This window comes from Rhodococcus cerastii, assembly GCF_033042195.1.
Taxonomy (GTDB): domain Bacteria; phylum Actinomycetota; class Actinomycetes; order Mycobacteriales; family Mycobacteriaceae; genus Rhodococcoides.
On record NZ_JAWLKF010000010.1, the window covers coordinates 114377 to 128029 of the forward strand.

At 64.2% G+C, this 13653-nt stretch carries 15 protein-coding genes; 8 read left to right on the forward strand and 7 right to left on the reverse strand.

Going from position 1 to position 13653, the window contains the following annotated elements; genetic code table 11:
- Positions 1-46: 46 nt before the first annotated feature.
- Complete coding sequence (locus R3P93_RS17590; protein WP_317533576.1) at positions 47-802, forward strand: TspO/MBR family protein; 756 nt, start codon at positions 47-49, stop codon at positions 800-802.
- Between the two features lie 11 nt (positions 803-813).
- Here R3P93_RS17590 and R3P93_RS17595 read toward each other — a convergent pair whose 3' ends face one another.
- Both R3P93_RS17595 and R3P93_RS17600 read right to left on the reverse strand, forming a co-directional pair.
- On the reverse strand, positions 814-1479 hold the full coding sequence (locus R3P93_RS17595; RefSeq protein ID WP_317533577.1) for a TetR/AcrR family transcriptional regulator: 666 nt from the start codon (positions 1477-1479) through the stop codon (positions 814-816).
- Positions 1480-1549: 70 nt separating this feature from the next.
- Positions 1550-2752 carry an acyl-CoA dehydrogenase family protein gene (locus R3P93_RS17600; protein WP_317533578.1) on the reverse strand — a complete coding sequence of 401 codons (1203 nt, stop codon included), beginning with the start codon at positions 2750-2752 and terminating at the stop codon, positions 1550-1552.
- A 140-nt stretch (positions 2753-2892) separates the two neighbouring features.
- Between R3P93_RS17600 and R3P93_RS17605 the strand changes: the two genes are divergently transcribed.
- Complete coding sequence (locus R3P93_RS17605) at positions 2893-3324, forward strand: type II toxin-antitoxin system Rv0910 family toxin (protein ID WP_317533579.1); 432 nt, start codon at positions 2893-2895, stop codon at positions 3322-3324.
- A gap of 49 nt (positions 3325-3373) precedes the next feature.
- Here the strand turns inward: R3P93_RS17605 and R3P93_RS17610 are convergent, their stop codons facing one another.
- The 3 genes from R3P93_RS17610 to R3P93_RS17620 all read right to left on the reverse strand — a co-directional run bounded on the left by R3P93_RS17610 (position 3374) and on the right by R3P93_RS17620 (position 7142).
- Complete coding sequence (locus R3P93_RS17610) at positions 3374-3859, reverse strand: 2-oxo acid dehydrogenase subunit E2 (protein WP_394855324.1); 486 nt, start codon at positions 3857-3859, stop codon at positions 3374-3376.
- A 31-nt stretch (positions 3860-3890) separates the two neighbouring features.
- Complete coding sequence (locus R3P93_RS17615; RefSeq protein ID WP_317533580.1) at positions 3891-6245, reverse strand: transketolase-like TK C-terminal-containing protein; 2355 nt, start codon at positions 6243-6245, stop codon at positions 3891-3893.
- 258 nt (positions 6246-6503) lie between these two features.
- Positions 6504-7142, reverse strand: a complete 639-nt coding sequence (locus tag R3P93_RS17620) for a TetR/AcrR family transcriptional regulator (RefSeq protein ID WP_317533581.1) — start codon at positions 7140-7142, stop codon at positions 6504-6506.
- 117 nt (positions 7143-7259) lie between these two features.
- Between R3P93_RS17620 and R3P93_RS17625 the strand changes: the two genes are divergently transcribed.
- From R3P93_RS17625 to R3P93_RS17645, 5 genes are read left to right on the forward strand one after another with little or no spacing between them, the layout of a single operon-like run.
- A complete protein-coding gene (locus R3P93_RS17625; protein ID WP_094640630.1) occupies positions 7260-7895 on the forward strand; it encodes a VOC family protein in 636 nt (211 codons plus the stop codon).
- A 41-nt stretch (positions 7896-7936) separates the two neighbouring features.
- A complete protein-coding gene (locus tag R3P93_RS17630; protein ID WP_317533582.1) occupies positions 7937-8863 on the forward strand; it encodes a fumarylacetoacetate hydrolase family protein in 927 nt (308 codons plus the stop codon).
- A complete protein-coding gene (locus tag R3P93_RS17635; protein ID WP_317533583.1) occupies positions 8860-10653 on the forward strand; it encodes an FAD-dependent oxidoreductase in 1794 nt (597 codons plus the stop codon). The genes R3P93_RS17630 and R3P93_RS17635 overlap by 4 nt, the downstream gene beginning before the upstream one ends.
- Positions 10654-10689: 36 nt before the next feature.
- Positions 10690-11598, forward strand: a complete 909-nt coding sequence (locus R3P93_RS17640) for an alpha/beta fold hydrolase (protein ID WP_317533584.1) — start codon at positions 10690-10692, stop codon at positions 11596-11598.
- 44 nt (positions 11599-11642) lie between these two features.
- Positions 11643-12404 carry a lysophospholipid acyltransferase family protein gene (locus R3P93_RS17645; RefSeq protein ID WP_317533585.1) on the forward strand — a complete coding sequence of 254 codons (762 nt, stop codon included), beginning with the start codon at positions 11643-11645 and terminating at the stop codon, positions 12402-12404.
- A gap of 4 nt (positions 12405-12408) precedes the next feature.
- Here the strand turns inward: R3P93_RS17645 and R3P93_RS17650 are convergent, their stop codons facing one another.
- Entirely contained in the window at positions 12409-12567 is a 159-nt protein-coding gene (locus tag R3P93_RS17650; protein ID WP_156516151.1) for a hypothetical protein, read from the reverse strand.
- Positions 12568-12788: 221 nt separating this feature from the next.
- Here R3P93_RS17650 and R3P93_RS17655 point away from each other — a divergent pair, with 221 nt between their 5' ends.
- Positions 12789-12932, forward strand: a complete 144-nt coding sequence (locus tag R3P93_RS17655) for a hypothetical protein (protein WP_156516152.1) — start codon at positions 12789-12791, stop codon at positions 12930-12932.
- Positions 12933-12974: 42 nt separating this feature from the next.
- Here the strand turns inward: R3P93_RS17655 and R3P93_RS17660 are convergent, their stop codons facing one another.
- Positions 12975-13637 (reverse strand): TetR/AcrR family transcriptional regulator, encoded by a 663-nt coding sequence (locus tag R3P93_RS17660; protein ID WP_068049335.1) that lies wholly within the window; start codon positions 13635-13637, stop codon positions 12975-12977.
- Between the last annotated feature and the right edge of the window lie 16 nt (positions 13638-13653).

Here is a 13653-nt window from a genome sequence, read left to right on the forward strand (position 1 = left end):
CGGCAGCGGTGTTTGCGACCGTCGTATTCAGGGGATCAGTGCTGCTATGAAAACAGTGGTCGTCGTCAGTGCGGTCGTGGCAGTCGTGGTGTCGTTTCTGGGGTCCGGTGCGTGGATCGGAACGCCGATCGCCGAGGCGGCGGGCGGGGCGCTGAGTGCCACGTCCACGCTGGTGGCACCCGCAGGCCCGGCGTTCTCGATCTGGTCGGTGATCTACACCGGACTCATCGCCTACGCCGTCTGGCAGTTCCTACCCGGCCGCACCGCACGTCACGACGCGTTGCGTGCACCGATCGTCGCGTCGATGTTGCTCAATCCCGCGTGGATTCTCGTGATCCAGTTCGGCCAGGTGTGGCTGAGCGTGATCGTCATCGTCGCCTTGCTGGCGGTGCTCGTCCGCGTGTTCGTGCTGATGCAGCAGCATCGACCGGAGGGTGTGGCCGACGCGGTGATCACCGACGGCACGATGGGGATCTACCTCGGGTGGGTGTGTGTGGCGACGATCGCGAACATCTCCGCGTGGCTGGTGAGTCTCGGATTCACCAGTGGTGCAACGGTATGGGCGGTCATCGTGCTCGTGGTGGCTGCCGGTGTCGGGGTGCTTCTGGCCCAGTTCTCCGGTGGTGCGGTCGCACCGATGTTGGCGATCGTCTGGGGATTGGGATGGTTGGCGCAGGGCCGCTTCTCCGGTGAGGTGATCGATACGACTGTCGCTTGGGCAGCCGTTCTCGCTGCAGTGGTGGTCGCGATTGCCACGGTAGGAGTACGGGTCCGTGGACGAAGGACCGTCTCGGTGGGGTGATTCCCCGCGATCTAGTCCGATCCTCGGAGCAATGCGACAGCACCGTCGATGTTCAGCGTGTGATCGAGAACCGGCGCGGTGCTCAGGCACCCAACGATGAGGTGCACCAGCCACTCGACCATCTGCTCGACGTCGATGCGCGTGTCCTCTTCCAACCATCGGGCCGTTGCACCGTCGATTGCCGCGACGATGCTTCGTCCGACCAGCCTGACGCCGGTGTTCTCCGGGTCCAGCCCGAGCCGTGTGGCCGACGCTTCCAGCACTGCGGTGCGAGCATCTTCGAATACTTCCCAGGCTTCTGGATCGGCACCTCTGCCGCCCAACACCATTCGGAGCGCCAGACCGCGGTGCACGCGCAGGTACTCGAGATGGCTGGTCAGAGCAGCCCGTATCTGCACGTCGGGTGTCGAATCGGGAATGTCGGCGAACGCCTGCGACATCGCCGCGGCAGTGGCCCGCATCGACTCGAGGTAGATGCCTCGCTTGTTGCCGAAGTAGTGGAACAGCAAGCCGTGGGCCACATCCGCCGACTCGACGATGTCCGCCACGCCCACTTTGTCGTAGTCGGTTTCCGCGAACAGGGCGACCGCCGCGTCGATCATGCGCTGACGGGTTTCTGCGGCTCGAGCGCTTGCCCGGGTGGCCCGGGCAACCGGCCGGGTGGATCGATTCGGCACCTCGAGTCCCCTCTGTCTCGGCCTCCCCGCTCGGCTGCTGCCCACGGTTCGACACAAGACTAGGTCCTCGTCAGATGATCGGCGTGATGTGGTCATGGAGTTCGAAGCCGAGGAGCGCCTTGCCGTAGGTTTCTATCGACACTCGCGGGAGCATGACGGCGTGGCGGGCACCGACGTTGGAGTCGCGCCAAATGCGCTGCAGTGCATTGACATCGGCGAAGGCCCCGGCTCCGGTGGCATCCACGAGGATGTTGAGTGCCTCGTTGATGCTCTTCAGTGCAACGGCTGCGTCGCCGCGGACGCGAGCGCGCGAGAGAAGGTCCGGATACTCGCCGGCTTCGGCCCACCGCATGACGTCCTCCGCCGCGCGGTACGCGTGCAGGTGCGCGGTGTCGACCTTCAGTGCGGCTTCGGCGAGCATCATCTGGAAGGCCACCGAGTCGGCCTGCCGGTCGAACACCGTGTAGGCCAGGGCTTTCTGTGACGCCTTCGTTCGGACGAGTTCCACTGCAGCACGGCCCATTCCGAGCTGCGGTCCGACGAGAACCATGACGAGCATGGGGCCGAAGGCCGAGCGGGCGAACGCGGAGTCGGCACGTTCTGCCACGTTGGCACCACTGAATGCCGGAATCATCGAGAGCATGCGGTGTTCGGGTACGAACACGTCTTCTGCAACGACGGTGTTGCTGCCGGAGGCGCGCATGCCGGCTACGTACCAGGTGTCGTCGATGCGGTAGTCCGAGCGAGGCAGCAACGCCATTCCCTGGTCCAGCATGTCGCCGTCTTCGTCGTTGATGATGATTCCGCCGGTGAACCACTCCGAGTGCAGGCTGGCCGAGGCGTAGGGCCATGTGCCCGTGAGACGGTAGCCGCCCTCGACCTTGCGGGCAGTGCCGCCGGGGGTGACGACGCCGGCAATGACGGCGTCCGGCCCGTTCGCGAAGATCTCGGCCTGTGCCTGATCGCTGTAAAGGTTTGCGGCCCAGTTGTTGACGTTGGACAGGGTGGTGACCCAGGAGGCACCCGCGTCGCCTTCGGCGATGATGGCCGAGACGTCGAGCATGGTGCGCAGATCGGTTTCGAGTCCGCCGAACTTCGCCGGTGCTGCGATTCGGAATGCGCCCGCGCGGCGGAGGGCGTCGACGGTGTCCTCGGAGAGGCGTCGTGCCTTCTCGTTCTCGGCGGCTCCGGCCTTCAGGTCGGGCACGAGAGCTCGGAGATTGGCAATCACATCGGTTGCGGTCGCAACGGTCGGTACTTCGGTCGTCGTCATGGCGTCGCTTTCGGTTCGGCCCCGTACCTGTGAGGCGTGTCTCACGAAAGTAGGCCTGTGTTGACTTCATGTCAATATTGACTTCGTGTCAATCGAATGGCGTAGTTGTGGGAACACCGTTGTCGAACGAAGGAACCCGGATGCTGAACATCACCATGACGCAGGAGCTTTCCGCCCCTCAGGACGAGGTGTGGTCAACTCTGTCCGACGTCAGCACCTTCGAGAAGTGGCATGCCTTGCACGAGGAGTGGGTGCAGACGCCCCCGAGGGACCTCGAGGTCGGGTCGACGATAGTCGAGAAGATCAAGATCGCCAGCATCACCGACACCATCGAGTTCCAGGTCGAAAGTCTGCGTGCGCCGGAGGAATTGGTTCTGGTGGGAGCCGGATCCACCGGATCGATGATTCGGCTGACGATGAACTGCGCCGCCCGCGGCAGCGGATCAGCCGTCACGCTCGAGTTGGAGGTGACCAGTCCGCTGTTGTTCGGAGTGGTGGGCAAGGCGCTGCAGGGCACGTTCAGGAAGAAACTCACGGCCACCCTGAACGGACTCGCGGAGTACCTCGCGTGAAACGCCGATTGCCCCGCTCTTGCGGGCGGGGCAATCGTGGATGCGATTATCAGTCGAGAAGTTCTGCGGCGTAGCCACTTTCGAGTCTGCGCTTGACGTCACCGAGGTAGCGGGCGGCATCGGCACCGTCGACGATGCGGTGGTCGTACGACAGTGAGAGGTACACGGTCGGAACGGTGGTGACGTCGGCATCGAGCGAGGAGTTGACGACGGGATTGTCCGCCAACGCCTCCACCGCAGCTTTGACGAAGAACGGCAGATACGACAGTTTGTTCCCGGTTCGGTGCAGGAACGAGTCCTTGTTCTCGCGCCTGACCCGCGCAATCGTGGAGACCTCGGCCTCCACGACCGTCGTCAATTGTGCTGCCGTGTGCAGGGATTGAACCATTCGGGTGGCGATGGTTCGTCTGATTCGCGGCAGCTTCTCGATCCGGTCGGCCGTGGGTGCGGCGACCTCCGGCTTCTGATCGGCGGAAGTGATGTTCTCACCGAGCGAGGGCATCGCAACGGTGTCGGTGGTGACGGTCGCTGTCATGTCTTCTTTCGTGTGCTCGATGGGGCGGGTGTCAGTGATCGGTGACGTCGAGTGCGGCACCGACAATGGAGTCGGTATCGATCTTGTGGTGCTTGTACACCTCGTCGAGTGATCCGACCTGCCCGAAGTTGCTCACGCCCAACGATGTCGAGGCCACGCGGTTGACGGTGGCGAGGAACGCCAGAGTGTGCGGGTGGCCGTCGAGCACGGTCACCATGGGCGTCGCTCGATCGGCGGGCAGGAGTTGATCGAGAATCCACGATTCACCGACACCGCGTCCTTGCCTGGCTTGCAGCGCGCGGTAGAGCTCGCCGGGACTGGTGATGCACAGAACGTCTGCGATCACGCCGACCTTGCTCAATCGCTCGGCGGCCTCGAGTGCCTCGGTGATCACTGCTCCCATCGCCGCGATGGTCACCGTTGCACCGTCCCGACGCACCAGTGGGTATCCGCCGGCCACGACCTGGCGTCGGCGACGTTCTCGTGCCGCCGGGTCGGTGGGGACGTCGGCCTTCGACTGGTCGACGGGTCGCGTCGACAACCGTAGGTAGGCCGAGGTTCCGTCGGGCCGGCCCAGCCGCGCGATGCTGGCGAGCAGGGTCCATTCGACGTCGATGGCGAATGCGGGTTCGTAGCTGATGCAGCCGGGTTGTTCGAGACCGATCGACGGTGTCTTGATCGATTGGTGCGCACCACCTTCCGCAGCCAGTGTGACTCCGGACGGAGTGCCGACGAGTATCGATTGACCGCCGGCGTAGATGCCGTACGACCACGGTTCGAGGGCGCGTTCGACGAACGGGTCGTACATGACGCCGATCGGGAACAGCGGCTGTCCCCATCGGCTCCACGTGGCACCGAGTTCGCCCATCAGTCCCACGAGGTTGGTCTCGGCGATGCCGAGTTCCATGTGCTGACCGGATGGTCCTTCGCGCCAGTGCATGATCGTCTCGGCGTCGTCACCGAACCAGTCGTGCCGATCGGACGAGGACCACACACCGACTTTGTTGACCCAGCCGCCGAGGTTGGTGGTGGAGCTGACGTCGGGGCTCACTGTCACAACCCTTTTCGCTGCTTCCGGGGCCTCACGCGTGAGGTCTATAAGTGTGCGGCCGAGGGCAGCCTGGGTGGTGGCGGTGCCCTTCGGTGTGCGCCCGATGTCGGTGGGAACGGCAGGGGGGTTCGACGCCGGAACCGGTTCGCGGCGCAGCCGTTCCGCGGTGGCAGCGCACAGTCGCCCGGCTGCGCTGTCTTCGTCGAAGCGACCCCACGGCGCAGCGGGATCCAGGTCGAGGCTGCGAGCGAGCTCCGCGTACTCGTCGACGGTCAACAGTGAGGAGTGGTTCTGCGGATGTCCCTGAGTGGGCAGACCGAAGCCCTTGACCGTGTACGCGACGATCACGGTGGGCCGGGTGTCGTCGATGCGAGAGTAGGCCTCGCGCAACGCATCCAGATCGTGTCCGCCGAGGTTGCGAATCGACTCGGTCAGCAGTGTGTCGTCGAGATCGGCGATCAGTTCGGCGATCGCTGCGGCGTCGGGCCCGGATCCTGGAAGGCGGGTGCGCACCTCGTCGGCGCTGCAGCGCAGCAAGCGCTGATACTCGGGGTTCGGCATGTCCAGAATTCGGGTGCGGAGTGCGTCGCCGCCCGGCTTGGCGAAGAGGTCTTCGAGCAATCGGCCGAACTTGACGGTGATGACCTGCCAGCCGGCAGCGTCGAACATCTTCTCGAGCCGCCGCGCCGCGATGTTGGGGACCACTCGGTCCAGCGACTGCCGGTTGAGGTCGACGATCCACACGATCTCGCCGAGCTCGGTGATGCCCGGGTCGATGACGGCTTCCCAGACTGCGCCTTCGTCGAGTTCGGCGTCACCGACCAGTGAGTACTGCCGTCCGCTGAATCCCGATGTCCTGGGGGCGGAATCATCGGCACCGAACCGACCCTCGACGAAGCGTCGGGACATCGCACCCCAGATCGGGGCCGTGGCACCGATGCCGACCGATCCGGTGGAGTAGTCGACGGTGTCGGGGTCCTTGGCCCGGGACGGGTAGGACTGCAGTCCGCCGTACGAGCGGAGAGTCGTCAGGTACTTCTCGTCCAACTCGCCCAGAAGGTAGTTGATCGCGTGCAGCACTGGCGAGGCGTGGGGTTTGACCGACACGCGGTCGCCGGGCTGCAGCTGCTCGAACCACAGTGAGGTCATGATCGAGACCATCGACGCGCAGGACGCCTGGTGGCCGCCGACCTTCAACCCTGTCGGGTTGGGCCGAATTCGATTGGCATGGTGAATCATCGACGTCGACAACCACAGCACCCGCAGAGCGATGTCGTGCAGGTCTTCGCCGTCACCGGCAGACGAACGGCGGTCGGCGGGGCTGATGCTGGTCATGACAGAGGGCTCCTGAGTCGACGGTGAAGAACGTCCTGATGCCGGCCGAGGCCGAGAGGGTGAATGAGAACGCGGACGACGCGGGACCGAGTGTGGTCCGGTGGCCCGGGCAGGCGTTCGGGTCGCGAATCGCCGAGAGAGTGCAACTGAGCTGCGATGGGGGACAGTGGACCAGGCGTCTACCCAGCTGCGCAAGTGTTGCCGTTCGAATGGTGCAGATTGCTCAATTCGAGCCCTGTGCGGGGCTCGACCTTGGTCCTACTGATCCCGATTACCCGTCTCCGGAGGCGAGTGTGTTGCCGCCACGACAGCCTCGAAGGTGTCGACGATCAATTCGACCACCGCATCGAGTTCGAGATCGGCGGTGTCGAAATACGCGTCGGCCGTTCTATCGAGAAAGCCGGTCCACCCGGAGATGGCGGCACTCTGCAACGCAGACAGGGGTTCCGAGAGCTCGGCGAGGGCCGCGACCTGCTGAGCGCCCTCCGCGCGGGCCTTCCGGACGGCGTCTTCGACGACGGAATCGCCCAGTTCTCCCTCACGGATCACCCGTACGTAGAGGACGCGGTGGCGTTCGAGGAACTCGATGTGTCGGCGCACGAAACCTTCCACGCGAGCCCGCACGGACTGCTCACCGGCCTCGGGTTCCTGGAATTCGGCCAGGTTCGCCAGGACGTCGGCCAGCGCTGCCGCGACGAGGCCCTGTTTGTCGGTGAAGTAGTAGAACAGCAGCCCGTGGGCCACTCCTGCGCGACGCGATATGGCCGCTGCGCTGATGTCGGCGCTGTTTCCCTCGGCCAGTAGCTCGATCGCGGCGTCGATCAGGGCTTGGCGACGGTCTTTCCGAGGGCGGGCACGGTGGGACCGCTCGGCTCCGGGAGGCGGGTTGGTCGACACCGATCCGACATTAGCGCACCACACGCGGACCTCCTGACCGTCGTTCAAATTCTTGACCAGTAGTCAAAGTGGACGTAGCGTCGGTCACATACAAGTGACCCGAAGAAAGGTCGTTCGATGAGTACGACGCAGGATGCAGGGAGTCGGAAAACGCCCAGGGTGGCGCCCGATCTCATCGCCCACTGGGTGGTCAAGTCCGCTCGCACCGAGGAGATGGTGCGGTGGTACGGAGCGGTGTTCGGTGCCGAGATCGTCTATCAGGACGAGGGAATCACGTTCCTGACCTGGGACGACGAGTCGCACCGGTTGGCGATCATCGCAGTGCCGAAGCCCGTCAGGTTCCTGTTCCCGTTCGCCAAGTTCAGGCGCAAGGCCTACGGAATCGACCACATCGCGCTGACGTTCCACTCCCTCGAGCGGCTGCTGGAGAACTATGTGCGACTCAAGCGAATGGACATCCTCCCCGTCTGGTCGATCAATCACGGGCCGACGATCTCGCTCTACTACGAGGATCCCGACGGGGTGCGGCTCGAGTTCCAGGTCGAGAACTTCGACGCCGAGAACACCGCGGCATTCTTCTTCACCGAGGAGTTCGCCAAGAACCCCATCGGCGTCAACATCGACCCCGATTACCTGCTCAGTCAGCTGCGCAACGGCGTGCCCCACGAGGAGCTTCGCCGACGCGAGGCCGGAACTCGGCCCGGGCGTCCGGTCGTCGCGAACAAGAAGACCATCACGCCGAAAACTCTGTGACACAACAAGCTGCTGATCCAACGAGGGGGAGGAAGAATCACATGTTTGTCAACGTAGTTCGAACGGTCGACGGTTGGTGGCGTCTCGACGGCGACCGTGCAATCCGCATCGACACCGAGGCCCAGACCACCCGCGAACTTCTCGCCGACCGCGGTGCCATCACGGGTGCGTCGGGTGCGGGTACGAGTGTCGGCGAGCTCGAGCTCGTCTCTCCGATCACCACGCCGTGCCGGGTGGTGGCGCAGCTGCTCAACTATCGATCCCACGCGATCGATGCCGGCTCCGACCCGAACACGTTGCAGCCGACGTTCTTTCGTAAGTCCTCGGCGTCGGTCTCCGGCCCGTTCGATCCCATTCGTCAACCGGCCGAGGTAGCGCTGCTGGATTACGAGATCGAACTCGGAATCGTCGTCGGTGCCGAGATCCCGATCGGTACGACGGTCACCGACGACAACCTTTCGGACTACGTGGCCGGTGTGGTCGTGGCCAACGATGTATCCGCTCGTGAGATCCAGCTGACGAAAGTCCAGGTCTACGAGAGCAAGTCGTATCCCACGTTCACCCCGCTCGGCCCGAGGTTGGTGTTGCTCGACAACGACGAGCTTCGCCGCATCCCCGAGTTGCACATGACGCTGGCCGTCAACGGCGAGACCCGCCAGGACCAGACGATCGGCAACGACCTCATCACTCCGCCGGCCGAGGCGCTCACCAGGTTGGCCCGTTTTCAGAACATGACCGCCGGTGACGTCCTCCTCACCGGAACTCCCATCGGGACAGCCATTTCCGCGCCAGCGAGGATCGTGCAGAAGATCGGTGAGCTGATTCCACCGGCTCTGAAGTGGAAGTTCTTCTTCGCCCGGCAGGCGAAGAATCCGAAATATCTCTCGGTGGACGACGTGATCACCGCCGGTATCAAGACCACCGATGGGACCATCGATCTGGGAACTCAGGAGACGGTGGTCCGATGACTGCGCCGATCGTCGTGGTCGGGGCGGGACCGGCCGGCTGTACCGCCGCATTGCTGTTGGCACGTAGAGGGATTCGCAGCGTCGTGCTCGAGCGACGAGGTGCGCCGCTGTTCCATCCTGCCGCGCACGTGATCAATGCTCGTACCCTCGAGATCTGGAACGAGTACAGCCCGGAACTGGCCCGCTCCATCGCTGCGATGTCGCCACCGCACGAGACGGTCAATCTCATCAGCTGGTACGGCGATCTCGCGGACGAGGCCATCGGTTCGATCGACCTGCTCTCGGACCCCGAGCGCAAGGCCATCGTCGAGAGCCAGAGCCCGTTCCTGGTTTCGCACATCGGTCAGCATCTGCTGATGCCGGCCCTGTGGGATGCGCTCGACGCCGAACCGTTGGTCGAGTTCAGGCGCGGATGCGCCGTCGAGTCCGTCGAATCCGACTGGTCCGGCGCTCGTGCGCGTGGGCGTTGCACGAGCGGCATCACCGATATCGAGGCCCAGTACGTGCTCGCGTGCGACGGTGCCAACAGTGCGACCCGGGACGGTACCGGGGTCGGTCTGACCGGACCGGTGCTGGCAAACATGGGTAGCGCGTTCTTCACCTCGAAGACGCTGTTCCCCGACGATGCTCGGCCGCTGCTCAGTTGGATCTACACGCCCGAGCTGTGCGGCGTGATGATCGCGCACGCCGACCATCGATACATTCTGATGACCGCCTACCTGCACCCCGAGCAGGAGATCGCCAAGGACAGTCGAGCGTTCTGGTTGCGCACACTGCCGAAGGTGTTGGGCGATCACGAGTTCGATCTGGAATCGACCGGAACCTGGGTGATGACCTCGCAGACCGCCGATGCGTTCCGACAAGGTCGGTTGTTCCTGCTCGGCGATGCAGCGCACCGGTTTCCGCACACCGGCGGTTTCGGCCTGAACTCGGGTGTTCAGGACGCCCACAATCTGGCATGGAAGCTCGACGCGGTGCTGTCGGGCGACGCCTCCGATTCCCTGTTGGACACCTACGAGACGGAACGCCGCCCGGTGGTGGAGAAGTTCGCCGAACAGAGTGTGGCGAACCATTTCCGGATGGACGACATCGGCAAGAGGGTGGGCATCACCAACAAGATGTTGGCGAAGGCGACACAGGCGATGGGACGTCCACCGCTGAACAAGATTCCAGGAAAGTTGATCGCGCCGCTGGCGGCGGGGGCGACACGGCGGCAGATGGCGCGCTCGCAGAAGGTGAACCCCGGCGCGCCCGGTTCGGCTCGGCTTCGCCGCGAGATCGCCGAAGCGATTCCGGGTCAGGTGGAGCATTTCGTCTCGATCGGCTTGCAGTTCGGCTATCTCTACGCCGGTCCGTTGATCGCACAGGATCCTGCGGCCAAGCCTGCCGAAGACGTGGTGGATTACCTGCCCACCACCTACCCGGGTGCCCGCCTCCCGCACGCGGTCCTGTCGGTGAACGGCACGTCGGTGGATGCGCACGACACTCTGGACCGAAACAAGTTGACGCTGCTGACATTTGCCGGTCCTGAGTGGGATCCGGTGGTCTCCGAGCTCGACGCAGGCGGCCCAGGGGTGGTCATGGTTGCGGCCGACGCGCCGTCGGGCAACGATCGTGACCGGTTGATCGACCTGTACGAGGTAGGTAATTCCGGGGCGGTACTGGTGCGACCCGACGGACATGTTGCCTGGCGTACGACAGGTTCGGCCAGCGAGGCCGGAACGGCGCTGGCCGATTTCCTCGAGACACGGTGGCGCAGCGTGTACGACGTCGCTCGGTCCCGGATCTGACTGTCTGCGCAGCGTCGCACGAGAGATGGAGAGACAATGCCCCATCCCGACCGGGTACGTTGGCAGAGCATCGATTGGAAGGGCGCGACACGGGACGTTCTCGTGGAGGGCAAACGAATCCGCTTGGTCGATCTGAATCCGAGCGGCAGCGACGAGGTGGTGATATGCCTCCACGGGATCGCGGCGAGTTGGCGTTGGTTCGTCGAGATCCTGCCGGAGGTGGCGCGGACGCATCGGGCGATCGCAGTCGATCTTCCGGGGTTCGGTGACTCGCAATTCTCGCGTGCTGGCGTGAGTTTCGAGGGCATGGCGCGTGCGGTGGCGGCGGTGTGCGATGCGCTCGAGGTACCGAGAGCGACCGTCGTCGGGCATTCGATGGGCTCCATCGTGGCCACCCGCCTGGCGATCGAGCGCCCCGATCTGGTCGAGCGACTCGTCATCACCGGTGGACCCATTCTGTCGCTCACCGGCCTGGCAAGAAGCCCGGTCAAGACCTTTCGCAACCAACCACGCTCGGTGGCAACGCTTCTGATGGAATTGGTCACGATCGGTATGCCGCTTCCTGCACGCCTTGCCCGCAGAGTTGCGCATTCGCCCACTGCGCTGTCTTTGGTGCTCGGGCCGTTCGTGGAGGCACCGCGACAGCTGGATCCGCAGGTGATGGAACAGGTCATGGCCAAACTGGGCGCGACCGGGTCGTTTCCTTCCCTGCTGTCGACTGTCGCGAGCGACCCCAGCGCCGATCTGCACCGCATCACGTGTCCGACGCGGATCATCAGGGGACCGGGAGACCCCCTGTCTCCGCCGTCCGACGTCGAGCGGTTCCTGAAGGCGGTTCCCGCTGCCTCGTCGGTCGATATCGAGGGAACAGGTCACTGGCCCCACATCGAGATGCCCGACCGATTCCTCGCCGAACTCGAGGCATTTCTGAACGACCGGACGTGATGGATCCCGATACGGATGCGGGCGGTCCCCGATACAGTGCGCGCATGCACAAAGTACCTCGCGCGATTCGGGCCATGGGCATCAATGCGGTCCGTCTGTACAACCGCCTCGAAGTGTCCGTGGCGCAACCGGTTCCCGACGAGCCCGTGCTGTTCGTGTGCAATCACGGATTCGGCGGAGTGATCGATCTGAACGTCTTCGCGTTCTCGGCTGCGTACGACGATCTGAACCTGTCCAGGGAGATCATCGCGTTGACGCACCAGATCGCGTGGACACTGCGTGCCGGGAAATTGCTCGAGCCGTTCGGCGCGCGGCCGGCCGCGCGAGAGAACGCTCTCGACGCATTCGAGCAGGGACACAATGTTCTGGTCTTTCCCGGCGGCGACCTCGATGCACTGAAGTCGTGGCGGCACCGAAACGAAATCGTCTTCGCCGGACGCAGTGGTTACGCGCGTCTCGCGATGGAAGCCGGGGTGCCGATAGTTCCGGTCGTGACCGCGGGCGCGGGTGAGTCACTCCTCGTCCTCAGCAGTGGTCGTCGCATCGCCAAGGCGCTCCGATTGAACAAGACGGCATTTCGCGTCAAGACGCTGCCGCTGTCGGTATCCATTCCCTGGGGCGTGAATTTCGGGGTAGTCGGGTTGCTTCCGTATCTCCCGCTACCGACGAAGCTGCAGACGTCGGTTCTCGCGCCGATGCGTCCCGAGCCCGACGAGTCCGCAGAGGACTTCGCACATCGCGTTCACTCTGCGATGCAGGCTGAACTCGACGAATTGACGAAGGATCGCCTGCCGGTGATCGGCTGAGCCGTCATCCCGGTCCTTCCCATCCGCACGCTTCACACGAGGCGTAGATGCGGCTGTTGGCCGGTCCCACCAGCGGTGAATCGACGACGTTCTCGCCCAACGTGACCTGGTCGCAGATGGGACACACTCCCCGATAGTCGAGGTTGAAACTGTAGGTGAGCACTCGGACTCGATCCTGTAGGTCATGTCGACGTGGGAGCGACAGTAGACCCCGAGCCCCTCGCCCGTCGATAGCAACGGAGTTCTGGTCCACGATGGTCGGCGCAGCGTGGACCGCGTGGGAGGAACGCCGTAGTGTCGGTGTCACGCCGCTCGTCCAGCGCACACAATGGTTCAGCGAAACCGAACCGACCTGCGGATCGTAGGTCGAGAAGGTCGAGTCTCATGACCGACACACCTATCCACGACGAACTGCAGAACTTCATGAAGATGAGCACGCGCGGTGGCGATCGGACGGTCGAACCCGTTGACGTATCGGTTCCCGTCGAGGTGCCTGTGCACGCCCGCGCGCGTCATCACAGAGCCTGACGGTACGACCACCGCACGTCTGCCCTGTTTTTCCCGCGTTCGTTACGGCTGGGCTGCGGGGTCGATCGCTGCGTGCACTCCGCCGCTGTAAGACGTCGGAAGCTCGCGGCTGCACAGAGTTTCGGCCTCGTCGGCGGAGATCCCGAGCGCTCGGAGCACGCGCTGCGTCGTGTCGTCCACGGTTGTCGCTTCGTCGCGATCGGGTTGGGCGAGCAGCAGTCGACCCATCGACAGCAGGGAGCCGGCCACGATGGCGAGTGCGACATCTGCGTCGTCCACATCGAATCGCCCTTGGGCGGCGGCCGATTCGATATCGCGGCGTGAACGCGGTGCCAGGCCGCCGGCTGCGGCGAATGCCGCAGCCTCGGAGTTGAGCAGAACGCGACTCAGTTCCGGCTCGAGGCGGAACAGTCGTCCGGACAATCGGAAGGACTGCGTGAATTTCTCGACGGGGTCGTCCAGACCAACGGTGAGCGAGTCGAGGAAGTCGCCGGCGGATTCGAGGGCCGCGTCGATGGCCGCCTGCCACAGCTCTTCTTTGCTCTCGAAGTAATTGTAGAAAGATCCATTGCTGACCTCGGCGGCCTGGGTTATTTCCAGAACGGGCGCGTTGGTGTTTCCGCTCGCCAGGAACCCTTGCGCGGCCCTGACGAGAGCGGCTCTGGTGCGGGCCTTGCGGCGCTCGACACGGTTGCCTTCGGTCACGGTGTGCTCCTGCTCT